Below are 23,939 nucleotides of genomic sequence, written 5' to 3'. Positions count from 1 at the left end.
CAAAAAAGATTAAAAAAAATGTCAGAGATTATTAAAATAAAAAATAGAACGAATTGGTTGATAGCCTTTATTATGGGGTTAGCATTAATAGTATGTCTTTTTATTATTTTAATTATAGTTCCTTTGATGTCAGCTGAAGAAAGTTATTTCTTATCTATATTCAGCTATATCACTAAAGTCATTCCTTTTGCAGGATTTTTTACCCTTTTATTATATTTCTGGCTCTGGAACACCTTTGGAAAAACCATTCTTAGTATTGAAACAGATTTCATTACCGTAAAATATAAAAACAAATTATTTACTCGTCCAAAAACATTTCTAAAACAGGAAATTAAAGATATCCAGACAAAAGATCTTACCTTCGAAGAATATAAAAACGGTATTCGTTATCATTTTTCATGGACAGGCTCTACCTACTCTGTTGTACTGGTAAATAAGGATGGTGAAAAAGAATTGTAGATTGGATCACTAGAGAGAAAGCAGATGATATCATTGATAAAATAAAAAAAGTATGGTATTAAAAAATATCAAGCCATGAAAAATATTTTTAGACAGCCAGCAGAACCTTTTTCTTTATTCAGTTATTCTGATTTTCTAATTCTGAGCATAATGTTTCTTATAATCTATTGGATACTCGAAAAGAGAATACTTAGATGGAATGCAATGACTAAAGTAATTTTGGGAATATCCTTATTCCTCATAATTCCCGTTCTGTCCTGTCAGATTGAACTCAATAACGTTCACAATAAATTTGAATTTGTAGAAGCATTCAATGTTTTATATGTATATCTTAAGTTTCCGATATGGTGGATGATCGGATTATTTACTATTCTTTTCATCAGAAAAAAAATGATAAAATCTATATAAATATTCCTCGTATGTCTGCTAAAATCCTTTTATCTGCTTTTATTATGATATCAACTTTTAGTTTTTCCCAGGAAATAAAGGAAAGTGAAAATTTATATATTTTCATTGGTAAAAAAATTAGCGTTGAAGAATTTAATCCCAATACAAAACAAGGAGAAAAAAGAACAAAGGAAGTAGATTCGGAAACAGGAGATACCCTAACTGTTATACATCAATCATATGTAATGGACAATGCATTTCATTGCAAATATTCTGTGATGAAAAATTTAATGAACCGACTTCCGAAAGAAACTGTTGAGTTTAATGCCTATGATCACTATGGGCGCCCAGGTTTTGAAGAATATGAAAATGTAATCCTGTACATTTCTAAAAATAAAAACGGTAATTTTTTCCATCAGAAATACATCTATGATCCGGTTTATAAAATTGATGGCAAATGGGTAGGTTTATTAGTCTCCCCTAATGGCCATAAAAAATTGAAGACATTCGATATCAACAAAGATGATATAATAAAAATAGCATTGGGGAGTTGTGATAAAATATGTCAGAAGATGTATTATCCTTCTCCTTATTTCAAAATTAAAAATGGGTTTGCTTATCCTAAAAAAGCTTTAGAAATCAATGATATCGTTTCCTATAGAAAAACAATTACATTCAAAATTAAAGAGAAAGGAGATCAAAAATAATCACTTATTAATAAAGTCCTTCGCTCGGATTTAAATTTCCTGAATCAAAAACCTTATCTCAATATTGAATCTAATAATAATTTTATTTTGTAAATCAATTTATATTAGAAGTCTAAAATGATTACCATGAAAAAGTTATTTTACATCTTAATTTTAATCATATTGAGCAGCAGTCTAACTGCCCAGACTGAAAACTACAGCCACAGCATCGACCACTTTCGGAAGAACTTTAATACCGGAAAATATGATAAAATTTTTAAAAGTTTTTCTGCTGAAATGAAACAATCATTGCCCAACGAAAAGAATAAAAAGTTTTTCACTGATCTGAAAACGCAAGTCGGAAATATGAAAAATGCGGAATTCATAAGTTATCAACAATCGACTTACGCAGCTTATAAAACACAATTTGATAAAGGAATTCTGGTGGTTAATATTTCATTAGATTCTCAAAATAAAATCAACGGTCTATTTATTAAGCCATATGAAGATCCGGGAAAAATAACCAATGCCCTCACCTCCTATCCAAAAGAAATAGCAGAAACTATTTATTCTACAGCCGTCAAATTTCCTGAAAATACTCAACTCTCTATTGCAATTATTCAAAACGGGAAAACAGATTATTATGGTGTTATAAAAGACCATGACTCTATAAAGCCTGTTGAAAATCAAAATAAGATTTTTGAAATCGGTTCCATTTCAAAAGTATTTACCTCTACTGTTCTCGCTTCCCTGGTAGAAACTAATAAGATAAAGCTTACAGATCCTATCAATTCATATTATTCATTCCCTTTTAAGGACAATAAAAAAATCAGCTTTGAAGAGCTTGCCAATCATACCTCAGGGCTCCCTCGTTTACCTCAAAACCTGGATTTATCAGATCTAAAGAATCCTTATTTAAAATATCATACAAAAGACCTTGAGGATTATCTTAAAAACTTAATGACAATTGAGCATAAAACCTCTAAAGAATCTTCTTACTCTAACCTTGGTGCAGGATTATTGGGTTATACATTAGGACTGTCCCAAAAAACTACATTTCAAAACTTATTGCAAAAAACAGTTTTTGATCAATATGGAATGTCTCAGTCTTTTACCTCTTCTCAACATTTGGGCGATGCACTTATCAAAGGACGTAATATCAATGGAGATCTTGTTTCGAACTGGGACTGGGATGTCCTTTTCGGAGCGGGTGGTATTTTATCCACAACCGGAGACCTTGTAAAGTTTGCAAATGCACAATTTAATCCAAAAAATAAAGAACTGGCTTTAACCAGAAAGCCTACGTTTACAGTAAATGATAAAACAAAAATCGGTTTGGGCTGGCATATTATTACCACCAAAAACAATAAGAAAGTCTTTTTCCACAATGGCGGAACCGGTGGATATTCTTCTTCAATGACTCTTAATATGGAGGATCACACAGCGGTCATTATTCTTTCCAATGTTTCTTCAATCAATGAATCGATTGATCAATTGTGCTTTGAGCTATTAACCCAAACAACAAAAAAATAACTATTCGTTTTTCTTACCGTCGGATGTAACATTATCCCAGAAACAATTGTCTTATAATAAAAATTACATGAGATCTATTCTAACCTGCCTTATGGTACTACTGGCAGCCAATCCTGTTTTTTCACAAAAGACTAAGCAACTTGAACAATTATTAGCGGCTTATGACCAAGCTGGTAAATTCAGTGGAACCATTCTGGTTGCTGAAAAAGGAAAAATTATTTTCGAAAAAAGTTATGGCTATAAAAACGGTCCTAAAAAAGAAAAAAATACCAATAACAGTCTTTATCGGATCTTTTCTACCACAAAAATGTTTACAGCTACAGTTATTCTGAAGCTGGAAGAGGAAGGAAAATTATCGATCAACGACAAGCTTTCCAAATATTATCCTAATTTTCCCAAAGGAGACAGCATCACCATCGCAAACCTTCTTTCTCATACTTCAGGAATTCCCAATGACACCAATTCAGAAAATACGGTAAATGAAGAAACATTCATAAAATTTATTTCTGCAAAACCCCTGAATTTTTCACCCGGTAAACAATGGGATTACTCCAACTCCGGATATTATATTCTTGGATATATTATCAAGAAAGCCTCAGGAATGGATTACGATAAAGCTATTGAAAGCTATATCCTGAAACCGCTGCAGATGAATCATACCGGATTCCATTTTAACAAGGTTACCGATGAAAATAAAGCGCTGGGTTATGATTTTTTATCAGATAACACGTCCAACGAAGCCTTTCGTTTTAAAACAGATCATCCTTTTGCTGCAGGAGCCATGTATTCTACTGTTGAGGATCTCTTCAAATTCAATGAATCTTTTAAAAGCAATACCATTCTAAAAAAGGGAACCATTGAAAAAATGTTTACCCCTTATCTTAATGACCATTACGGATTAGGCAGTGATGTCTTACTTGTTGATGGTAAAAAAAGAATTGGACATGGCGGCGGCGGACCAGGTTACCGAAGCATCTATTACAGAATTCTGGAGGATGATATTTGCTTCATTGCGATGTCAAATTCTACTTTATCCCATACAGATCTCATTGTACCGAAAATTGAAAACATAGTATACAATAAACCGAATAAGATGCCTGCTGTTCCAAAAGTTAATTCACAAGAGTTGAAAAAGCTAGAGGGAATTTATTCTACAGGAGACACTAAATTCTACGTAACCGTTATAGATGGGCAAGTCCTTTTCAGAGAGAAAGGCTATCCAATATGTTCATTATTCCCTATCAGTAATACTTCATTTCAATTGGATGAAAACTTTGCATTTACCTTTAAACCGGATGCAACCGGAAAAAATAACACTGTAATGGTCAAACTTCGCGATGGAAGTATAAAAACAGGAACAAAGACCGCTAATCATTATTTATGGGGAATCATTGGAAATGCCACACCAGGCGGATGGGACGGAAAAGACACCCCATTGCAAGAAGATCTTCAAAACCCAAATCATTATTTTCTTAAAAACTTCCATCTGAAAAAAGGGAATTTAAAATTCAGAGTAGATAACGATTGGGGCTATAATCTGGGGTTAAATAGTGATGGAAAAACCGTTGCTCTTAATGCTTATGATTTTCCGATAGCGGAAGACGGCCAGTATGATATTATTCTGGATATGTCTGATCCTATAAAACCTCAGTATAGTATTACAAAATCAGCATTATAAAAATTAATACAATAAAAACCGTTCAAAATAGAGCGGTTTTTTATTTGAAAATGGATTCATATTTTTCTTATTTTTACATGACAAAAATCACATCACCAAACATTTCATATGCCTCATTTCATTATAGAATGCTCACAGGATATTCTCCAGCAAAGAACTCCGGATGAAATCATGGATGCGGTATACAGTGTGGCAGAGTCAACTGGTTTATTTGCTGTAAATGATATTAAAATAAGGCTGCAGCCCTATCAATATTATCAGCTGGGAGAGCATAAAAAAACTTTCTCCATGTCTTCGGATACATTATGCAGGGACGCAGTACTGAACAAAAAGCTAATCTTTCAAAGCAAATATCAATACGGCTTACAGAATTACTTTCTGACATTTCATTCCTATCAGTTAATATCAGGGAATTTGAAACTGCAACTTATAGCAATAAAGCCCTTATCAATCCTGAAAATAAAAATCATGATCGACATTTCGGACTTTGATTCTCATTGTTAAACCACAAAATATTAATACTATGAGCTTAAAAACTTTAATCAACAAAACCGTTCAGTACAACAACTGGGTAGTCAATAAATACATTGACTGGCTATCCACAAAATCTGATGAACAACTTAACCAGGAAGTAATTTCCAGCTTTCCGACGATCCTGAAAACCTTGCATCATATCTGGCAGACCCAAGAATATTGGTGGAGTTATATTTCTGAAAACAACGATTTCGATTTTGCCAAAACCGCCGCTGAAACCAGTAAAGAAGAAGTGTTCAACAACATAAAAAATAACTCGCAAAAGCTGGTTGATTATGTGGAAAGCTTATCTGAAGAAGATCTATCCGAAAATGTAAAGATAGAATCCCAATGGTTTCAATGTGATTTTTCAAAATATGAATATATCCAACATGTCATTCTTCATGGAACTTACCATAGAGGCCAAATCGTTACAATGGGCCGTAATGTAGGAATCACAGATGCTCCTATGACCGACTTTAACTTCTGGAATATTTACAAAGACAAAGAATAAATCATTTTCATTACAGCTTTTCTGGTATATAACACCATAACATCTGCCTGAATAGCTTATTAAAAAATAGAAGAAATCTTAGAACTTATTTCCGATCATGCCCTTGAAAAACTTGATGAATATTACACAGAATGCCACGTCTGTGGAAAGTATGATGTGGATTTATTTCCTTACCAAGGAAAAGTTATCTTGAAAATGGTGAGATTGATGATGATATTTATGCTGACTGCCAAGATTGCTTATAATCTAAACCCATGACGCATACTTGTAATTTTCTGTATGAAGATACTATTGAAAGGTACCTGCATTTACTTAACCTTTCTTATGTTCAAACTAACGAAGTCAAAATGGTGTTAACAGAAAAATATAACCGTACACTGGATATCCTATTATTTATGCAAAAACCTGATATTCCTTTCTGTTGTGAAAACATTACGGAATTTACAGGTTATCCACAAAATGAAGATGAGCTCTATGAAATCAGTATTCATTATATGTATTGAGAAAACAGCATCAAAGAAAAAAATAAATATTATAATTTTAAAACCTATGGTACCCCAGAGAGTTTAAGAGAAATAGCCACTTTCCAGTGCTCACATTGCAAAAAAATACTTTATCTTTCAATTTACTTAATCCATTTTCTAAACAATTGAATCAATTCATTCAACAAAGATTTCCAACTTTTATAGTTTTCAAAGCTTTATCAATTACCATTCAGAAATAAAAATCAACCATTCGGTCTCTAAAATTTTTTTCCATTCATTTTTTATAATATATTGGTTTAAAAATAACCCATGAAAAAAATTTTCAAATTCTTCAAATACTTTTTACTATCTGTATTGGGTATCATTTTAATTTCTATTCTTTATGTTTTTATTAGTAATACAATTTTTATTGGCGGAAAAGATTCCGAATTTACAGGCTATCTGAAAAACAATCAGGTGTCCGTTAATGATAAAATAGATGATAAATTATTTGATGATAACTTCTATACTTCACAGGTTATCCTTTTGGGTGAAATCCATGGATATGCAGATAATCAGAAGCTGGACCTTAATTTTCTGAAATTTCTAAATCAAAAAACGGGTGTCAAATACTATATAGCTGAGATGGACAGCATTTATTCACATAAGCTAAATCTCTTCCTACATGGAAATACAAAGGACCAAAACCTGCTTAAAGAAGTTGTAGTCGCTGTAAAGAAGAGAATTCCACAACAATCCAGCAAAGAATTAATGGAAAAATGGAATGCTATCTATGATTACAATCAAACCCTAAAAGATTCTTTGAAAATATCCGTCATTGGAATTGATACAGATTTCAATGATAATTCCCGTAAGATCTACAGAGATTCTGCCATGATCGTAAATTTTAAAAACGCAGTAAAAAAACAGCACATTGAACATGAGAAATTCTATGGACTTTTCGGATTTTATCATGTACTTCAGCACGGCGTAAAAAAGATAAGAAACCTTTTGCAGAAGAACTTAAAAACTCTGGTTTTAAAACTTCAAGTATTGTAAGTTATCCTTTAGACAGTGAAATGTATCTTCCAAAAACCACACAATTCCCTACTCCGGAGGATGAGAAAATAGACTGGATCAATGCTGATGGACCATTCATGCTGGTAAAAGGAATTAATGATTTCAAAGATTGGGCCCGCCCCAATGCTATAACATTATTCAAACTCAATGCTAATCATTCTCCTTATCAACAGGCTGATAAATTAATATCCATAAAATCAAGAATGTTTGGAGAAAGCTTCGCACCACAACCCAACACCCATACATTGGATTATTTTCAATATGTTGCGATTACAAGAAATTCAAAAGCACTGACACCAATACAATAATCGTTTAATAATCGGAAACTCATTCAATGAAAAAAATTATTCCATTTTTATCAGCATTTGTCATATTCTCTTGTTCTACAAGGCCTTCATCCTCTATTGTTGATAAAAATTTTGAGTATAACAGATTAGAAAAGGTTGCTGATAGTGTAAAAGTTGAAAACATTGTAATCAACAATCTCTTTAAGCATCAGCTTCTTGCTCATAAAAATCATCAATACGACTCCACAAGGATTGTTAAAAATGTTTATCTGCCTCATAAAAAATTATGGGACAGCTGCTATGCAGTTATTTTTGGGGAAGAGAATGCTCATCTATTCAACAATCCTAAAGGCATGATAGCCTGGAACAAAATCTTTTATGAAAAAAATAAACCGGAGTTGGAAGATAAGGCCAATATTATTTTAAGTATTGATCTTAAAAAACATTTTCAAAATACTCTTACTCAATTCAACAAGCTGGTTCCTTATCAGCCAAAGGCTAAAATAAGTTTACTCTTCACTCCGATCACAGGAATTTCGTTTGGCGGATGCAATGCTGAACAATTTGCCTTAGAACTTAATAATAAAGAGGTAGATATTCTCCACACCCTTGAAAAAGGACTCCCTCATGAATTGAATCATCTGGTGTATGAACACTTCAGAAATGCAGACAGCAACAGAGGATCTGCTTTGGGCCAGACAATAGACGAAGGTTTTGCCTGCTACTTTACCTATGTGTTTTTTAACCGCAAAATGGAGAAATATGAAGCTGTAGAACATATGACAAAAGAGAATTGGAATTGGTATCTCAGAAACGAGAAAGAAATATTTACAAAATTAAAATCTTATTTTTCCGACCGTTCAGGGAATAATCCATTATTAAGAAATGATAAATTCAAGCTATTTCCAGATGCTCCAAAATCTATGAACTATTGGCTGGGATTCAGAATCATTGAAAAATATGTTGAAAAAAATGGTCTGGATTCATGGAAGGACATTTATCATTTAAGTCCTAATGACCTTCTGGAAAAAAGCGGTTATGAAAACTATATAGAAAGCCTGTAGAAGCATACAATTTCAAAATAAACAAGAATTTCCACTTTTATTGCTATTCTTCACATCGGAGGAATACAAAGATTCATGGTTTATGAGTTGATGAATAAAACATGTGGATAACTTTTCATCAGTCAAGCCCATGTCATTAATCAATGTGGATAACTTTTAAACAACAAATATAAATAAATCGCAAAAACATAATAATCAATTATTTAAACACAATAAATATCCACATAAAGTTATTTACATTTATTTTTATTTGTTAATAACTTTATGTGGATAACTTTTTCAGAAACCTCTTATCAGCCTTATTTAGTGTATAAATCATTTATTTTTCCACTAAAAAAACACCACAATTAATTAATCATAAACATTTATAACTGTTTTTTTTGTAATTTTAAAAAACCAATCAAATCACTATGAAAAGAAATACAAAAACAATCAAGTTCCATTTCAAAAAATAAGGAAAACAAAGATTTTCTAGTTAGAAGTACACCACCAGCAATACTTTCCCTTATTATTCTCAATCCGGTGTACAGAGAGATAATGTCAATATCCCGTTGACCATGATCAGTCGCTCACAGCTATTATTGCTGAAAAAGTTATCCACAAAAAATGAAAACAATTTAATACCCTCATTCAATGACAACAACCGACATTCAAAAAAGCATCATCCCTTACATTGGGGAAACAATTCCTTACATTACAATTCCGGAAAATATTATTTTCAATAGGCATACCATAGAAACAGAAATATCCGGTCAGGACTTCAGCCATGAAAATCTTACTCACCTGCTAAAGATATTGGCTTCACTGGGAAGCTGTAGTCTTTACAAATTGTTAAATGACTCTTCTAAAGAAAAAATTTATTTTCTGGGAGAAAAATTAAGGATCAGAAAACTATCCTATAACCCCATCCCTGATACCATTTCCATTACCGGAGGAAGTTATCTGCACTCTACAAGAAAAGGTAAATCCTGTCTTAATGCAAAAGACAAGCAATCGGGAGAAACATTATATTCCTTCGAATTGGATTATTACATTATCAATCAGGATTCATTCAGGTCTTTTTATAAAGATTTTTTCAATGATACCCCTATTGAAAATTATGATGAAAAACTCCCCGAAGGGAAAATAAATAGAACAGACAACCACCATCAGTTTACTATATCCATTATGCCTTTTACTCCGAACCAATGTAAAGGCCATTTTGAAAATTACCCCATTGTTCCTTTTGTTTTCATCACCAATTGTGTGCTGCGAGAAATCTTTAACTTTCTAGGAAACCAAAATATTTATGAAATTGACAGCCTGGAAGGATACGTATCCAAAGCAATGCCTACCGGAACAGAATTTTTAGTGGAAGTTTTTCAGCAAAGATTTTTAAAGAATCTCATCTATTTTAAATGTGAAATAAAAGATACTTCAGGAAATTCTTACGGAGTAATAATTATTAATATTAAATCTGAAACACAGAAATAAAGACAGCCATAACTCTTATACTGTCCCTGAAAAGCGTCAATTTTTTCAGGGATTTTTTTATGATTCGTTCTGTCCAGAAATCTGAATTTATAAGAAAGCACAAAAACAATCGTGGATGAGTTTCTTTAATGAATTTATGAATTGGATGAAAAAAATAACTTCTACTTAATTTCCATCAGTTAATATTTTGTAATTTAAACTTCAGAATATCAATTAAAAACATCCCTAAAAAAACAATGAGAATTATTAAAAACTTATTCATCATCTTATTTTCTTTTGTCATCTTAAGTTGCGGTTCTCAACACTCAAATAACTTTACAGCAAAGGAAATATATACATCTAAAAACCTCATCATTACACAAATTTCAGAAAACGCATTTATCCACACATCCTTTAAACAAACTAATGATTTCGGGAATGTTCCCTGCAATGGGCTTATTGTAAAAAACAGTGGAGAAACAATTGTTTTTGATACTCCTACCAATGACAAAAGTTCAGAAGAATTGATACAATGGATCAATAAAACACTTCATGCAAAGATCAACGCTATTATTCCTACCCATTTTCACGATGATAGTTTAGGTGGTTTACAAGCCTTTCATAATCATAGTATACCTTCATATTCATATTCTAAAACGATTGAATTAGCCAGAGAAAATAATTTTGTCATTCCTCAAAACAGCTTTAACGATTCATTGATATTAAAAGTTGGGAATGAAAAAACAATTAGCAAATTCTTTGGGGAAGGCCATACAAAAGATAATATTGTAGGTTATTTCCCCAAAGAAAATATAGTATTCGGAGGCTGTCTCCTAAAAGAACTGGAAGCCAGCAAAGGATATTTGGGAGATGCCAATGTTTCAACATGGTCTGCCACTGTAGAAAATGTAAAAAAAGAATATCCTAATGTAAAAATTGTGGTTCCGGGGCATGGCGAATATGGAGATCAAAAATTGCTCGACTATACGATTAAACTATTCAAAACTCAATAAAAATACAGAGTTAAAAGGCCCTACAGAAATGAATCTTTTTACTTTCTACCAGCTTTTTGTACCTTAGTTTCTTTAAAATTATTCACACACCAACATAAAATAGAAGTTCTATGGAAAAATACGCAGTTTCTTCAGATAATCAGAAAATTCATTACAAAGAATCCGGAAACGGAAATACAGCGATCATTCTCATCCATGGCTGGCTTGGAAATGCCGAGTGGTGGAGTGACCAACAAAAATATTTCACCCCAAAGCATCATATTATCCAAATAGATCTTGCCGGGCATGGAAAGTCTGATTCTGCCAGAAAAAACTGGACCAGTTCCCAATATGCTGATGATATAAAAGCAGTAGCTGATGCGATAGATGCCCAGGAAATTATCCTTGTTGGACATTCAATGAGTGGTGCTTATGTTCTAGAAGCCTCTTTAAAAATCCCAAAAGTAAAAGCTTTGGTTTTGATAGACACATTGAAAAACCTGGATGAAGCTTTTACCAAGGAACAGGTAGAACAAATATTATCCACTTATCGTTCTGACTTTAAATATGCTGTGGAAAATATTCTTCCCCAATATCTTTTTGCAGAACAAACTCCGCCTGCCGTAAAAGAAAGAGTACAACAAGAGTTCCTTCAAAATGAACCGGAAAAAGCCATCAATGCACTCAAACCTTTATATCAGACAGATTTTAGAAATATTGCGAAGCAGGTTCAGGTTCCCGTACTTGCTATTAACTCTGACGCATCCCCTACCCATCTTGAAAACAACCGTAAGTATCTTAAGGACTACAACTATGTAACGATTACAGGAGTTGGACATTATCCTATGCTTGAAAAACCAGAAGAATTCAATACGATTCTTGAGGAAGTATTACAAAAATTAATCTAAGCACCGGATACAAAGCCATGCAGAATACAAAAATCTTTACAACAGCTTTTGCCAGTGTTTATCCACATTATATTCAAAAAGCAGAAAAAAAGGGGCGGACAAAATCAGAAGTTCATGAGATTATCCATTGGCTGACCGGCTATGATGAACAAGCCATTCAGGAACAGCTGAACAATAGAAATGATTTTAAAACTTTCTTTGAACAAGCTCCTCAGATGAATCCTAAGACATCATTAATCAAAGGAGTGATCTGTGGATACCGTATTGAAGAAATAGAAGATGAACTGATGAGAAATATCCGGTATCTTGATAAACTGATTGATGAACTGGCCAAAGGAAAAAAAGATGGAAAAGATATTAAGGGAATAATTTTAGCTACTCTTCCTTCATCACTCAATAATATTTTAAACTTAGAATCACATCCAATACAAATGACCAGAAAAGAAAGAACAGAGGACATTCTTAAAAAAGAAGGCATTAAAATCAATGTTAACCTTCCTCATATAGAATCTGAAGAGGAAACCCAACTGAGAACACCCAAAGAAATAGCTGCACGCGTGGCTATACTCGCCATTACTAATTTTGTAGCTTTTAATACTATAGATTCAGAAACTGCAACGGATTATATGATAGAATATGATCTTTGGGAATATGTAACCCCTAAAGAAAAAGACTTTCTCTCTGATCCTACGGAAGACAAAAAATTTCAGGAAACCTGGAAATGTGAATGCATCTGGGTTTTACTATGGGCTTTAAAAATAGTAGATACCTTGCCATTTCCTAATGAGTTGTGTGATCTCAATAATATACCTCTTGAAAAATATCCTGTGGGGGGTGACAGGGATCCTAATGACTTTATTAACGCTCATCATGAAATTCGCTCCAAATCCCAAATCCTTGATGCCAGTGACCTATACTACAGATACGATTGGGCTTGTGTAGATGCCAGAATCAACAACAGGGAAATGACTCAGGTACATCCTGGAATCGTCTATGAGAGACACTATGCTTTAAACTGGTTGACAAACTATATGGATCAGGAATGGGACCATATTTCCTGCGATACCTAATGAATTTGAATTCTATACAATAAATGATTAACTATTCATTAGCACAGCAACCGACTGTCAACACCTTATACACTTTAAATGAAAAATATACAGAGAGAAGACATTCAAATTCTCAGCCGGCACAGCAATCTGAGTGAAGAAGATATCAATACTTTACTTAAAGATAATATATACAACAGTAAAGAAGCCTGGCAAAAATTTCTTAAATTATTTTTAATCAGCCTGGGAATTGGGTTTACCGTATCGGGAATCATTTTCTTTTTGCCTATAACTGGGCAGAATTACCAAAGTTTGTAAAAATTGGGTTAACGGAGGCTTTAATAATAGTTACTACAATTTTAGCATTACTTCCCAAAATCAATAACACTATCAGAAATACTATTCTCACCGGAGCTGCTGCCCTTGTGGGAGTTTTGTTTGCCGTTTTCGGGCAGATCTACCAAACCGGTGCAGATGCGTATGACTTCTTTCTCGCATGGACCGTTTTTATAACACTCTGGGTGATCATATCAGATTTTGCTCCTTTATGGCTTCTGTATGTCATTTTAATCAATACCACTCTTGTTCTCTATTCGGAGCAAGTGGCTAAAGACTGGAACGAGAGCATCATTATTCTTTTACTTTTTGCTCTTAATGCAAGCATTTTAATAGGGTCTATTCTTCTTTCCCACTATAAAAAAATAAGCATTCCCAATTGGTTTACCAATATTTTATCTCTGGCTGTTGTGAGTATCTCAACGTTTGGACTTTGTCTTGATTTTGTGGACAGTCACAAGACGTTATTATCCTTTTTAATTCCGCTTAGCATTGCGATCTATACTTTAGGCATCTGGTATGGTTTCAAAACAAAAAACAGCTTTTATTTTGCAATTATTCCGTTGAGCATTGTCATTATTATCTGTTCTTTACTAGTCAGAATGGGAGATCACGAGGCCATACTCTTATTGGTTTTCTTCTTTGTAATCGTAAGCATTACACTGATTATTAAAAACTTAATCAATCTTCAAAAAAAATGGAAAAATGACAAATAGAGAAAATATTAAAAAACTGATGGATTTTCTTCAGGATAAAAGCAGCAGGGAAATTCATTTTGATGAAGAAACCATTATGGCTGCCTATGAAGAAAAAGACACTAATCATCAGTCATTATCTATCAAAATACTATCCATTTTTGGTGGAATAATGGCCTGTCTTGCCTTCTTAGGCTTTATTTTTATGATCCAGATTATCGATTCAGAGATAGGAGCAAGTATATTGGGGGTGATCTGTATTGCAGTATCATCTTTTATCAGTAGAATATCCGGAAAAACAATTGTAGATACTTTGAGTGTCACTTTTTTTATTACCGGTTTTTCACTTCTTGGGATCGGGCTTTCTTCTGAAGGAGATAGTATTTATATAGCATTCATTGCTATTGCACTCTGTACTTTATTTTGGGCTCAAAGCGATATACTCTCTTTTATTTCCATATTGATTATTAACGGAACTATATTCGCATTTGCCCAGAACAATCATATCTTTAACTTAACTTCAGCGATTCTCATATTCCAGGCAGCCGTCAACACTTATTTGTTTTTGCAGGAATCAAAAATAATAACCAAAAATAAAATTTTATCTAAATTGTATGATCCTGTCCGTACAGGAATGGTGTTTTCATTCATACTCACTCTTGCATTTTTAGGATTCGCATCTTTTTTCCGCGTTTCAGAGTATTATTATGATTGGATACCATCTCTTGTGATTGTGATAGCCATACTTTATGTGATATTTCTTCTGTTCAAAACATTACAGATTACCAATACACTTGATCAAATCATTATTTATGGTCTTACAGTTCTGGTTTTATCACCTACTTTATTAACGCCTACTATAGCAGGAGCTATTCTCATTATGCTATTAAGCTTTTATACCAATTATAAAACCGGATTTGTTGTATCCGTCATTGCTTTAATCTCTTTTATCGGAAGGTTTTACTATGATCTTAATTTCACATTACTGACCAAATCTATACTCTTGTTTGCATCAGGAATTATCTTTTTGGCCATTTATTTTTTTACTCACAAAAAACTGACAGCCCATGAAAAAATATAAATGGCTTATCATCATTGTCAATCTTGTTCTCTTATTGATATATTTCAATTATTCTATAGTGGAAAAAGAAACTTTACTAAAGAATGGACAACCTATCTTATTAAAACTGGCTCCTGTTGACCCACGTTCACTGATGCAGGGCGACTATATGACCTTACGCTATGATATTTCCAATAATATAAATGCTGAAAATATCCCAAGTCGTGGTTACTGTGTTATAAAACTTGATACAAATGGCATTGCCCAGCGGGTTCGCTTTCAAAAAAATGCAGTTCCATTGAAAACCGGAGAATACCTCATCAAATATACTTCACCCAACAGCTGGAGGATTAACATCGGAGCAGAATCTTTCTTCTTCCAGGAAGGACATGCTGAAAAATACAGCAAAGCTGCTTATGGCGGAATAAAAACAGACAAAGATGGAAACAGCTTATTAATAGGATTATACGATGATCACTTAAAATTGATCCAATAAAAACCTGTTCATCTTAGAAAAACATACAAAATCCACTCCCAGATGAGAGTGGATTTTTATTTAAAAACCCATCAGCTATTGATAAATCCTATCAAAAAACACTTTCTCATTTCAGAAAACTTTCCGAAATTAGCGACTTGTGCATTAAATGTATTCAATGAAATAAAAAATTTAAATTAATACATACAGTAAAACTTAGTATAAGTTTTCTTCGGGGCAGGGTGAAATTCCCTACCGGCGGTTACAGTCCGCGACTCCTTTCTTTTGAAGGGACTGATTTGGTGAAATTCCAAAACCGACAGTTACAGTCTGGATGGGAGAAGAAAATGAGACATACGGCAAGATCCTTCGTGGGCCCTTGCGGTATTGTATTTCATTTCCATGTACCGAAGACTATTTTAACTTTTAAAAGTAAAATAACATGGAAAAATTATTAGAACAATTCGGAGCAACCTCCAAAGAACGTGTAGAAAAAGCACTTTCAACATTACAACAGGGAAAAGGCATTCTTTTAGTAGACGATGAAAACCGTGAAAACGAGGGTGACATCATCTTTCCCGCTTCCACTATTACAGAACAGGATATGGCACTTTTGATCCGCGAATGCAGCGGCATCGTTTGCTTATGCATTTCCGAAGAAAAAAGTAAGCATCTGAAACTTCGTCCGATGGTGGAAAACAACAATTCAAAAAATCAAACCGCGTTTACCATTTCTATTGAAGCCAGAGAAGGCGTGGAATCCGGAGTTTCGGCTAAAGACCGTGTAACAACCATCAGAACAGCCGTTGCTGAAAATGCACTGGCTGAACACATTGCAAGCCCGGGACACGTATTCCCTCTGATTGCTAAAAAAGATGGAGTATTTGAAAGACGCGGACATACGGAAGGAAGTGTAGACCTTGTAAAAATGGCTAATCTGGGAGACGACGCTGTACTTTGCGAGTTGACCAATGAAGATGGTTCTATGGCAAGACTTCCGGAAATCGTAGACTTTGCCATTAAAAAAGGGATGAGCGTAGTTACCATTGAAGATATCTACGCGTACCGAAAAATGGTAATGAGCAACTAATCTTAAATTCATTTAATGCACAGAATAGCCGCCCGACATTGTTGGGCGGTTTTTTTATTTAATTATTTCGTTAAAAGCCATTTAACATAAAAATTATTTCATTTTTTTAACTAACTTTAATAAAAAATTGGCCATGAAAAAATCGATCCTTCTTCTGTTGGGGGCTTGTGCAATGTTTTCGGCTCAGATTACACTTACAAAAGCTTCCCATGACCCTATCCTCAATGATATTGTCGATAATAGACTCATTACCGGAACTGTGGATAACTCTGCAACCGGAGCCAACGTAACATTTTCAAACGGAAGCCTTACTTTAGGAACGCCCACACTTGTTAGCTATTTAACGCCTTCAGCCAGTGAGATCAGTACTTTTCCCGGCTCTAATATTAAAATGGTTGATGGAGCAACTGCCATACTTTATAAAGCTTCAGCTGCAAAACTAGAGATCACAGGAATTGTAAATCCCCAGGTTACTCTGAATTTAAGCATGGATAACGGGACTTATATCAACTACCCTACTACCTTTGGGCCGGCACAGACAGATACTGCCAAGGGAACATTTATTTCTTCTGTACTCAATGGAATATGTGTGGGTACCACATCTGTTCAAGCGGATGCTTATGGTACATTACTCCTGAATGGGCAGACTTATAATAATGTTCTTAGGGTAAAATTTATCCAGAATTTCACCTTGCATTTACCTATTGACATAACATTTACTAATCCTTTGGGTACTGTTAGCAATACTGTATATTCTTATTATGATGCTGGTCACAGATATCCGTTGCTCAGTTCTACCAACTTAAATATTTCGGTACCTGCCTTAGCAATTAACCAGACAACATCCACTGCCATAGCTTTGAATATGGGAACACTGGCAGTAAGCAATCCTGTCAAAAAAGAAAATTTCAGTGTGTATCCTAATCCCGCTCAGGATTTTATCGGATTCAAAGGAAATACAGAAAATTATTCAAAAGCAAATATTTATAGCTTGGATGGAAGGCTTATTAAGACAGCTGATATAAATTCTGGAAACATACAGGTCTCTGATCTTCCGCCAGCGTCTTATTTTATAGAAATCACTGGAAAAAATTCCGAAACCAAAAAGAATGTAAAATTTATCAAAAAATAATAAAAAATCTCGTTCAAAATTGATGAACGAGATTTTTTTGGTACAATTAATTTAAAGAAGAGCACAAGAAATCCCCTAAAGAACATTCGATCTGTTTTATGCCTTCAAGCATCTTCCAGCCTCCCGCTTCCAACTTCCATCCTCTTAAAATGTCGCAGCCGGAGCTGTATCATTATTCAGCTTTTTCTGAAGTTCAGTTTTCTTACCTTTAGAGAAATCATAGCTTATTCCCAGTATAAACATAGACTTATTGTTCATAATCTGCGTATGAAGCCTGTAATCTACTAAGCTTTCAGACAGACTTTTTGTTTTATATTCCGAAGGCATTCCTATCCAGTACATCCCTGTGGAAAAAGTTAGATTTTTATGTTTATATCGGATAAAAATATTATTTTGATTCTCATTGGTATTCAGGAAAGCGCCGCTAAGACTATATGTTGGAATATTAAACTGATACTGTACAGTAAATTTTTTATATTCTGAAGACAGCACAAAATAATTGGCGAGGTAATTATTTTTAATTACGGTACCGTTACTGGTTTTTACCATTTCGGAAGTAGGTGCTAAATTAGCCTTTATGACCAAAAGATTATTCCCGAAAGGTTTATAAGAACCTGAAAGAAAAGCCCCAACCTGCTGGGAATATTTCCCATTTTCGTAAGTGAGTGCATACCCTCCAAATACATCATCCAATACGTAATATTGATTAATGATCCGATCTGTATACGTATAGAACAGGTTTGCATTAAAATCGAAATATTTATTATTCAGTGAATAAGTAAGGCTATTCGACCATTTCTGCTGGGATTTAAGAAAAGGATTTCCTCTCTGCACAATATTGGGAGCCAGCTGCACAACATTGCTGCTGAGCGCACTACTCCATGGGCTTATGGGCTTATAGCTGCTTGTAAAACGGAGACTTTGATTATTTTTCAGCTGATAAGCCAATACTATTTTGGGAGTAAAAGCCCATTCATCAAAGGTATTTTCTGCACTTTTATTATGGATATTGGTCAACCCTGCCCCAATACGATAGCTGAATTTATCTATTTTTCCTGAAAACTCTGTATAAAGATATTGTTCCAGATAGGTAACCTTATATTGAGAATATCCGGAAAGGTTATTCAGATCATTGGCTATTGAAGATCTGGAAATACGATATCCTGATGAAAGCTTTCCTGCTGCAAAATCATGAATATGCGCCAGTTCACCTACAAAACTAGTCTGTTTCGCCTTCAAAACCATATCATTGTCATACACAGAAACACCAGTTCCCGTCACCCATTCTTTAGCAGTTTCCCAAGTATTGGTAGTATAATCTGAACCTACAACATTGACGCTCAGCTCATCCTTTGTTCCTATTTTTTTAGAATAGTAAAGATCCAACTTAGGAATCACATAATCTGAACCGTTATTCTTAAACATAGAATGCTCCTCACCTGTACCGTCTACCGTAAAAATACTTTGTCCCGCTCCCTTTGAAAACCGGCTGAAAATATCCATATTCAATTTTGCTTGGAAAGCATAATCATCCGGAACCAAACGGGTATATCGCAATGCTACACTCTGAAAAGTATACCCAAAATGATCTTTTCTGTCTTCATTAGAACGATAATGCTGATCATTCAACTGATAATCATAGATACTATTTACCCTTCTGTCTGTGTAATCTCTTAAATTAATGGAATATTCCAATCCGATATCATTCTTACCTTTTGTATAATTAGCATAGGCAGATGCATTCACAAAACCTGTATTGAGCGCTGAAGATCCCTCCGCACCAAAAACATATCCTGTCTCTGTAGATCTTGTGAGAATATTCACCACAATATCTGCCCTTGTTGCCCATCTTGCCGGCGGAATATCATAATATTCCACTTTTACCACTTCACTTGGGGCAACACTTCTGATCTGAAGATCTGTAGCTTCAACTCCGTTGATAAGAAATAAAGTAGTTCCTCCTTTTGTGCTCATAATAGTATTGGAAACTGGGTCCAGCTGCAGTTCAGGAAGGGTCTCAAGCAAATCCTTTGCGTACCGTGCTCTTTCCAATGCTTCCTTATCAAAAGTATACACCGCTTTATCTGCAAACTGCTTCTTACGCTGTGCTTTTACAATGATTTCCTGAAGCTCTTTTGTTTCAGCAGCGCCCACTGTATCATTCTTTATCTCCTGCGAAAAAGTCAGGGTTCCACAGAGAAAGCAAATGGTATATATCGTTTTTTTCATATCAGAACGGATTATACTTTTAGGACAATTCATTCATAAAATCCATTACATTCACTTTAATTTTAAAATTAAAAAATGCCATTATGATTGATATTTTTAATATTTTTTTCTTTAAATCTAAATTATTATGTTAAATTCTGCCCGTTTTTTGCTGTTATTTTTTGACACCACAAAATGTAAGATTATGAAAAAAGTAGTCCTATTCACCTCATGTCTCCTGTTTTCAGTATTTAAGGCACAGGAGAACCAGAACGTTTCCGCTGAGAAGATGAATATCATCAAGACGAATGTTACCGCTTATGCATTCAGGAATATCAACCTGTCTTACGAACGTGCTTTTAACCAATGGTTTTCGCTTAATGTTGGTTTTGGAACTATGCCGGAAGGAAAAGTACCTTTTATCAATGCTTTCCTGAAAGATAAAGATGAAAAAAGATTTGAAAATCTAAAAGTAAAAGCCACCAACTTCACCATTGAACCTAGATTTTATATTGGAAAAGGGTATGGAAAGGGATTCTATTTTGCTCCTTATTATCGTTATTCCGATGTTTCGTCTAATACTTTTGATTTCTACTATGATTATAATGGTCCGGATGGCACCACTTATCAAATTCCATTGAAAGGGCAGGGAAATACCAAAGGAAATAGTGGCGGGCTGATGGTTGGGGTACAGTTCTACCTTACCCGAAGCCAAAATCTGGTTCTTGATTTCTGGATTGCAGGTGCTCATTACGGAAGTGGAAAGGGTGATTTTACCATGACTTCAGACTATATTCTTACTCCGGATATGCAGGCACAATTAAAAAAAGAAATAGAAAATCTGGATATTCCATTTGTAAAGTACTCTGTGGAAACCAATGCCAATGGAGCCAAAATAAAAGTGGACGGACCATGGGCAGGTTTTAGAAGCGGACTTTCTTTGGGATACAGGTTCTAAAGATAACTATGAAAGTAGCAGAGCTGTTCTTTTGGAGGACAGCTTTATTTTTGGTGAAATTTGTATATTGGCGGCATTATAGACCAAGAAAATGATAGAATTGATAGAATTGATCCGGCAAAATAAACTTGCTGAATTTAAACAGGCTCTAAAAGAGCTTGAAGAGCTCCAGATTCATGAATACCTTTATGAAATATTAGATAACAACCCTGTTGAAATCAATGAGGAAAGTTTTTCTCCTTACGGTTATCAGATCGAATTTTTAGAAGGGCTCCAACTTTACAAAGCACTTGAAAAATCTGAAATCAGTTCGGATCATTTAAAGCAATACTCCAATCTTTTGGTTCATCTGGCATTCTTCATGAGTGCTCATATTCAGAATCTTGCTCATGAAGCCATGAGTCAGAATACTTATCTTACGGATCTTAACCATATATACCGTTTTAAAATTTATCCTGAGATCAGAGAAGGCATCCAGGAGCTGATCAATTTACTTAAAGACAGGTCCGGTGAAGAAAAATCCATTGCCAATCTTGCTGCTGCCAAAGCCAAAATAAGCAATTCCATAGACAACATTCTCGAAAAATATCAGATCGGAGAAGATATACTTCAGTTCGCAGAGGCTTTTGAAAAGGTAGGTGAAACTGAAACCGCTGTAAAAATCCATCAGGGAATTATGAACGATTTTGAATGTGAATCGGTAAAATTAAGCTCCGGCATTATTCCTGAAATGACTCATGTAGATGATAGACCTGAAGCCGAAATTGAGATTTTCAATAAAGCTAAAATTAATTTTGAAAGACTAACCGGGCAAAAAGTACAGGAACCCAACCGGATTCATATTACAGAAAGCCGCCAGACTGAAAAAACAGGGGTCTCAACAATCGAAACGGCCCAGTTTGATGAATCCATACATTCTCCTCAGCCTGATCATACTTCTTCTAAGCCATCAGGATTATTGGATAAAGTAAAAAGATTTTTCGGTAAAAACTAATCCTTTTTTATACTTAACATGACCCCATCACCTATTACCACAGGCCAAAGAATTAAAGCCATTGTAGGCGGATCCATCGGAAATCTGGTGGAATGGTATGACTGGTATGCTTATGCGGCGTTTGCCATTTATTTTTCCCATTCCTTCTTTCCGGATTCCGACCTTAATGCACAGCTTATGAATACAGCAGGAATCTTTGCTGTTGGATTTCTCATGCGTCCTATTGGCGGATGGCTGTTTGGAAGCATTGCAGATAAGATTGGAAGAAAAAGAGCCATGACATTATCTGTATTGTTGATGTCGTTCGGTTCACTACTTATCGCCCTCACTCCAACTTATAAATCCATAGGAATTTTTGCTCCGGCATTACTGCTGATTGCCAGGCTGCTCCAAGGATTGAGTGTAGGTGGAGAATATGGAGTTTCGGCGACTTATCTCAGTGAAATGGCAACACAGGACAGAAGAGGTTTTTACTCCAGTTTTCAGTATGTAACATTGATTGGCGGTCAGCTTATCGCATTAGGAATTCAGCTTATTCTGCAAAAATTATTATTAACAGAAGCTCAATTGGAAAATTGGGGCTGGAGAATTCCTTTTGTAATCGGAGCCATGCTTTCTATTATTGCTTTGTACCTCCGTGCTAATCTCCATGAAACCGAAGCTTTTGAAAATAAAAAAGAACTTAATGAAAAAAAGAAAGGAACGGTAAAAGAACTTCTGAAACATCCTAAAGCCTTGCTGACCGTGGTAGGGCTTACATTAGGTGGAACACTTGCCTTTTACACCTATACTACTTATATGCAAAAATTCCTGGTGAATACTGTACATCTTACTAAAGAAGAATCCACTCTTATTTCTTTTATCACATTATTTATATTTGCCTGTCTGCAACCTGTATTTGGTGGATTGTCTGACAAAATCGGAAGACGACCCCTTCTTTTGGGATTCGGTATTCTGGGAACTTTATGTACAGTCCCGCTTTTAACAGCACTTAGTACGACAACTTCCATGTGGAGTGCTTTTTTCCTTATTATGGTGGCACTCATTATTGTAAGTGGATATACTTCTATTAATGCAGTGGTAAAAGCTGAACTTTTTCCTGCTGAGATCAGGGCTCTGGGGGTAGGTCTTCCCTACGCTATTACTGTGGCTGTTTTCGGGGGAACTGCAGAGTATATTGCCCTTTGGTTTAAAAAAATCGGTTCTGAAGAGTATTTCTACTGGTATATTACAGGCTGTATTTTATTTTCTCTGGTAGTGTATATTGGGATGAAGGATACTAAACATACATCAACGCTGGACAAAGATTAGATTTTTTCATCTCTTATTTTCAAGTAAAGATTTAATCACTCTATAAAAAACGTTCGCCGCAGAAAATCTGCGGCGAACGTTATATTTTTAATGATAAGCTTGTTTAAATTTTTCTATCATATTGTCCAGATTATGACGCTGAACATACACAGTCTTCACCTCATCATATCGTGGTGATTTGTAGAAAACTTCATGAAAATCCATGCTTCCGTTTCCTACTTTTACTACTTTCTGTACTTCAATATTAAGTTTTTTCAGTTCGTCTTTAAAGACTTTAAATTCATCTTGGATACTATTACTCATTTATATTTTTTAGTTTTTAGTTAAAAATTCCATTTTTGCCCACCTACCCCATCACTTCCCGGGGTAGCGACTTAAACTTTCAATAAATTTAATAATTATTATCAATATAAACACTATTAAGCCGTTATTTTTTAATTATAAACACTAAAAACACAAAAACTTAATTTATTTCACACCACTAATTAATCACGTATTAGAGAGGAAATATTCTAAAAATTGAGTAAACATCGAACGATTCATGATTTTTATCATATTCTTCCAAGACAAGCTCATTACATAGAAGTTATTTACAAAAAAATTACCCGACGTTT

General features: G+C 34.4%; 25 protein-coding genes, 1 pseudogene and 1 riboswitch. Of the genes and pseudogenes, 24 read left to right on the top strand and 2 right to left on the bottom strand.

Translation table 11 applies throughout. The features are described 5' to 3' along the window. The first annotated feature begins 18 nt into the window (after positions 1 to 18). From H5J24_RS01445 to H5J24_RS01345, 21 genes and pseudogenes are all read left to right on the top strand, one after another. A complete protein-coding gene (locus H5J24_RS01445; RefSeq protein WP_232815983.1) occupies positions 19 to 459 on the top strand; it encodes a hypothetical protein in 441 nt (146 codons plus the stop codon). A gap of 419 nt (positions 460 to 878) precedes the next feature. After that, positions 879 to 1,553: a hypothetical protein gene (locus H5J24_RS01440; protein WP_141395735.1), complete on the top strand. Its 675-nt coding sequence runs from the start codon at positions 879 to 881 to the stop codon at positions 1,551 to 1,553. 126 nt (positions 1,554 to 1,679) lie between these two features. Further along, complete coding sequence (locus tag H5J24_RS01435; RefSeq protein ID WP_082811360.1) at positions 1,680 to 3,065, top strand: serine hydrolase; 1,386 nt, start codon at positions 1,680 to 1,682, stop codon at positions 3,063 to 3,065. 67 nt (positions 3,066 to 3,132) lie between these two features. Further along, the gene (locus H5J24_RS01430) at positions 3,133 to 4,743 is read left to right on the top strand and encodes a serine hydrolase (protein WP_068944721.1); all 1,611 of its coding nucleotides are present in this window, start codon (positions 3,133 to 3,135) and stop codon (positions 4,741 to 4,743) included. 108 nt (positions 4,744 to 4,851) lie between these two features. After that, positions 4,852 to 5,247 (top strand): tautomerase family protein, encoded by a 396-nt coding sequence (locus H5J24_RS01425; RefSeq protein ID WP_232815982.1) that lies wholly within the window; start codon positions 4,852 to 4,854, stop codon positions 5,245 to 5,247. Between the two features lie 19 nt (positions 5,248 to 5,266). Next, complete coding sequence (locus H5J24_RS01420; protein WP_068944723.1) at positions 5,267 to 5,770, top strand: DinB family protein; 504 nt, start codon at positions 5,267 to 5,269, stop codon at positions 5,768 to 5,770. A 254-nt stretch (positions 5,771 to 6,024) separates the two neighbouring features. Continuing rightward, positions 6,025 to 6,273: a hypothetical protein gene (locus H5J24_RS01415; protein WP_228407676.1), complete on the top strand. Its 249-nt coding sequence runs from the start codon at positions 6,025 to 6,027 to the stop codon at positions 6,271 to 6,273. A gap of 291 nt (positions 6,274 to 6,564) precedes the next feature. Beyond that, positions 6,565 to 7,293 (top strand): hypothetical protein, encoded by a 729-nt coding sequence (locus H5J24_RS01410; RefSeq protein ID WP_232815981.1) that lies wholly within the window; start codon positions 6,565 to 6,567, stop codon positions 7,291 to 7,293. 20 nt (positions 7,294 to 7,313) lie between these two features. Continuing rightward, positions 7,314 to 7,622: a hypothetical protein gene (locus tag H5J24_RS01405; protein WP_232815980.1), complete on the top strand. Its 309-nt coding sequence runs from the start codon at positions 7,314 to 7,316 to the stop codon at positions 7,620 to 7,622. 26 nt (positions 7,623 to 7,648) lie between these two features. Continuing rightward, a complete protein-coding gene (locus H5J24_RS01400; protein WP_068944725.1) occupies positions 7,649 to 8,665 on the top strand; it encodes a gliding motility protein GldB-related protein in 1,017 nt (338 codons plus the stop codon). A 633-nt stretch (positions 8,666 to 9,298) separates the two neighbouring features. Continuing rightward, positions 9,299 to 10,138 carry a hypothetical protein gene (locus tag H5J24_RS01395; RefSeq protein WP_068944726.1) on the top strand — a complete coding sequence of 280 codons (840 nt, stop codon included), beginning with the start codon at positions 9,299 to 9,301 and terminating at the stop codon, positions 10,136 to 10,138. A gap of 236 nt (positions 10,139 to 10,374) precedes the next feature. After that, positions 10,375 to 11,130 carry a CHM family subclass B1 metallo-beta-lactamase gene (gene blaCHM / locus H5J24_RS01390; RefSeq protein WP_068944727.1) on the top strand — a complete coding sequence of 252 codons (756 nt, stop codon included), beginning with the start codon at positions 10,375 to 10,377 and terminating at the stop codon, positions 11,128 to 11,130. Between the two features lie 110 nt (positions 11,131 to 11,240). Then, positions 11,241 to 12,017, top strand: coding sequence for an alpha/beta fold hydrolase (locus H5J24_RS01385; protein WP_068944728.1), 777 nt, complete (start codon positions 11,241 to 11,243; stop codon positions 12,015 to 12,017). A gap of 17 nt (positions 12,018 to 12,034) precedes the next feature. Beyond that, a pseudogene (locus H5J24_RS01380) lies at positions 12,035 to 12,386 on the top strand (DUF2200 domain-containing protein). Between the two features lie 62 nt (positions 12,387 to 12,448). Then, complete coding sequence (locus H5J24_RS01375) at positions 12,449 to 13,087, top strand: DUF4272 domain-containing protein (protein WP_068944730.1); 639 nt, start codon at positions 12,449 to 12,451, stop codon at positions 13,085 to 13,087. A 78-nt stretch (positions 13,088 to 13,165) separates the two neighbouring features. Next, positions 13,166 to 13,384, top strand: coding sequence for a hypothetical protein (locus tag H5J24_RS01370; protein WP_232815979.1), 219 nt, complete (start codon positions 13,166 to 13,168; stop codon positions 13,382 to 13,384). Further along, complete coding sequence (locus H5J24_RS01365) at positions 13,294 to 14,118, top strand: DUF2157 domain-containing protein (RefSeq protein ID WP_346729982.1); 825 nt, start codon at positions 13,294 to 13,296, stop codon at positions 14,116 to 14,118. The genes H5J24_RS01370 and H5J24_RS01365 overlap by 91 nt, the downstream gene beginning before the upstream one ends. After that, positions 14,108 to 15,178 carry a DUF4401 domain-containing protein gene (locus H5J24_RS01360; protein WP_068944732.1) on the top strand — a complete coding sequence of 357 codons (1,071 nt, stop codon included), beginning with the start codon at positions 14,108 to 14,110 and terminating at the stop codon, positions 15,176 to 15,178. Before H5J24_RS01365 ends, H5J24_RS01360 begins: the two co-directional genes overlap by 11 nt. Then, the gene (locus H5J24_RS01355; protein WP_068944733.1) at positions 15,165 to 15,653 is read left to right on the top strand and encodes a GDYXXLXY domain-containing protein; all 489 of its coding nucleotides are present in this window, start codon (positions 15,165 to 15,167) and stop codon (positions 15,651 to 15,653) included. The genes H5J24_RS01360 and H5J24_RS01355 overlap by 14 nt, the downstream gene beginning before the upstream one ends. 203 nt (positions 15,654 to 15,856) lie before the next feature. After that, positions 15,857 to 15,982: riboswitch (FMN riboswitch) on the top strand. 92 nt (positions 15,983 to 16,074) lie between these two features. After that, on the top strand, positions 16,075 to 16,722 hold the full coding sequence (ribB, locus tag H5J24_RS01350) for a 3,4-dihydroxy-2-butanone-4-phosphate synthase (RefSeq protein WP_068944734.1): 648 nt from the start codon (positions 16,075 to 16,077) through the stop codon (positions 16,720 to 16,722). Positions 16,723 to 16,855: 133 nt separating this feature from the next. Further along, a complete protein-coding gene (locus H5J24_RS01345) occupies positions 16,856 to 17,854 on the top strand; it encodes a T9SS type A sorting domain-containing protein (RefSeq protein ID WP_068944735.1) in 999 nt (332 codons plus the stop codon). A gap of 144 nt (positions 17,855 to 17,998) precedes the next feature. Here the strand turns inward: H5J24_RS01345 and H5J24_RS01340 are convergent, their stop codons facing one another. Then, positions 17,999 to 20,083: a TonB-dependent receptor plug domain-containing protein gene (locus H5J24_RS01340; RefSeq protein WP_068945208.1), complete on the bottom strand. Its 2,085-nt coding sequence runs from the start codon at positions 20,081 to 20,083 to the stop codon at positions 17,999 to 18,001. 184 nt (positions 20,084 to 20,267) lie between these two features. Here H5J24_RS01340 and H5J24_RS01335 point away from each other — a divergent pair, with 184 nt between their 5' ends. From H5J24_RS01335 to H5J24_RS01325, 3 genes are all read left to right on the top strand, one after another. Beyond that, entirely contained in the window at positions 20,268 to 21,020 is a 753-nt protein-coding gene (locus tag H5J24_RS01335; protein WP_228407677.1) for a DUF3575 domain-containing protein, read from the top strand. A gap of 91 nt (positions 21,021 to 21,111) precedes the next feature. Then, positions 21,112 to 22,014 (top strand): hypothetical protein, encoded by a 903-nt coding sequence (locus tag H5J24_RS01330; protein ID WP_068944737.1) that lies wholly within the window; start codon positions 21,112 to 21,114, stop codon positions 22,012 to 22,014. An 18-nt stretch (positions 22,015 to 22,032) separates the two neighbouring features. Then, complete coding sequence (locus H5J24_RS01325) at positions 22,033 to 23,325, top strand: MFS transporter (protein WP_068944738.1); 1,293 nt, start codon at positions 22,033 to 22,035, stop codon at positions 23,323 to 23,325. 87 nt (positions 23,326 to 23,412) lie between these two features. Here H5J24_RS01325 and H5J24_RS01320 read toward each other — a convergent pair whose 3' ends face one another. Beyond that, positions 23,413 to 23,628, bottom strand: coding sequence for a hypothetical protein (locus H5J24_RS01320; protein WP_068944739.1), 216 nt, complete (start codon positions 23,626 to 23,628; stop codon positions 23,413 to 23,415). Positions 23,629 to 23,939: the final 311 nt, after the last annotated feature.

The organism is Chryseobacterium capnotolerans (genome assembly GCF_021278965.1).
GTDB lineage: Bacteria > Bacteroidota > Bacteroidia > Flavobacteriales > Weeksellaceae > Chryseobacterium > Chryseobacterium capnotolerans.
This window is presented reverse-complemented; position numbering and strand designations above follow the sequence as displayed.

What these genes read in the sequence shown, in the direction of transcription:
- H5J24_RS01400 (WP_068944725.1), top strand. Translation starts at nt 7,649, where the DNA reads ATGAAAAAAATTATTCCATTTTTATCAGCATTTGTCATATTCTCTTGT.
- H5J24_RS01375 (WP_068944730.1), top strand. Translation starts at nt 12,449, where the DNA reads ATGACCAGAAAAGAAAGAACAGAGGACATTCTTAAAAAAGAAGGCATT.
- H5J24_RS01345 (WP_068944735.1), top strand. Translation starts at nt 16,856, where the DNA reads ATGAAAAAATCGATCCTTCTTCTGTTGGGGGCTTGTGCAATGTTTTCG.
- H5J24_RS01440 (WP_141395735.1), top strand. Translation starts at nt 879, where the DNA reads ATGTCTGCTAAAATCCTTTTATCTGCTTTTATTATGATATCAACTTTT.
- H5J24_RS01435 (WP_082811360.1), top strand. Translation starts at nt 1,680, where the DNA reads ATGAAAAAGTTATTTTACATCTTAATTTTAATCATATTGAGCAGCAGT.
- blaCHM (WP_068944727.1), top strand. Translation starts at nt 10,375, where the DNA reads ATGAGAATTATTAAAAACTTATTCATCATCTTATTTTCTTTTGTCATC.
- H5J24_RS01355 (WP_068944733.1), top strand. Translation starts at nt 15,165, where the DNA reads ATGAAAAAATATAAATGGCTTATCATCATTGTCAATCTTGTTCTCTTA.
- H5J24_RS01340 (WP_068945208.1), bottom strand. Translation starts at nt 20,083, where the DNA reads ATGAAAAAAACGATATATACCATTTGCTTTCTCTGTGGAACCCTGACT.
- H5J24_RS01395 (WP_068944726.1), top strand. Translation starts at nt 9,299, where the DNA reads ATGACAACAACCGACATTCAAAAAAGCATCATCCCTTACATTGGGGAA.
- H5J24_RS01330 (WP_068944737.1), top strand. Translation starts at nt 21,112, where the DNA reads ATGATAGAATTGATAGAATTGATCCGGCAAAATAAACTTGCTGAATTT.
- ribB (WP_068944734.1), top strand. Translation starts at nt 16,075, where the DNA reads ATGGAAAAATTATTAGAACAATTCGGAGCAACCTCCAAAGAACGTGTA.
- H5J24_RS01405 (WP_232815980.1), top strand. Translation starts at nt 7,314, where the DNA reads ATGTATCTTCCAAAAACCACACAATTCCCTACTCCGGAGGATGAGAAA.
- H5J24_RS01325 (WP_068944738.1), top strand. Translation starts at nt 22,033, where the DNA reads ATGACCCCATCACCTATTACCACAGGCCAAAGAATTAAAGCCATTGTA.
- H5J24_RS01445 (WP_232815983.1), top strand. Translation starts at nt 19, where the DNA reads ATGTCAGAGATTATTAAAATAAAAAATAGAACGAATTGGTTGATAGCC.
- H5J24_RS01425 (WP_232815982.1), top strand. Translation starts at nt 4,852, where the DNA reads ATGCCTCATTTCATTATAGAATGCTCACAGGATATTCTCCAGCAAAGA.
- H5J24_RS01320 (WP_068944739.1), bottom strand. Translation starts at nt 23,628, where the DNA reads ATGAGTAATAGTATCCAAGATGAATTTAAAGTCTTTAAAGACGAACTG.
- H5J24_RS01360 (WP_068944732.1), top strand. Translation starts at nt 14,108, where the DNA reads ATGACAAATAGAGAAAATATTAAAAAACTGATGGATTTTCTTCAGGAT.
- H5J24_RS01430 (WP_068944721.1), top strand. Translation starts at nt 3,133, where the DNA reads ATGAGATCTATTCTAACCTGCCTTATGGTACTACTGGCAGCCAATCCT.
- H5J24_RS01385 (WP_068944728.1), top strand. Translation starts at nt 11,241, where the DNA reads ATGGAAAAATACGCAGTTTCTTCAGATAATCAGAAAATTCATTACAAA.
- H5J24_RS01410 (WP_232815981.1), top strand. Translation starts at nt 6,565, where the DNA reads ATGAAAAAAATTTTCAAATTCTTCAAATACTTTTTACTATCTGTATTG.
- H5J24_RS01335 (WP_228407677.1), top strand. Translation starts at nt 20,268, where the DNA reads ATGAAAAAAGTAGTCCTATTCACCTCATGTCTCCTGTTTTCAGTATTT.
- H5J24_RS01370 (WP_232815979.1), top strand. Translation starts at nt 13,166, where the DNA reads ATGAAAAATATACAGAGAGAAGACATTCAAATTCTCAGCCGGCACAGC.
- H5J24_RS01415 (WP_228407676.1), top strand. Translation starts at nt 6,025, where the DNA reads ATGACGCATACTTGTAATTTTCTGTATGAAGATACTATTGAAAGGTAC.
- H5J24_RS01420 (WP_068944723.1), top strand. Translation starts at nt 5,267, where the DNA reads ATGAGCTTAAAAACTTTAATCAACAAAACCGTTCAGTACAACAACTGG.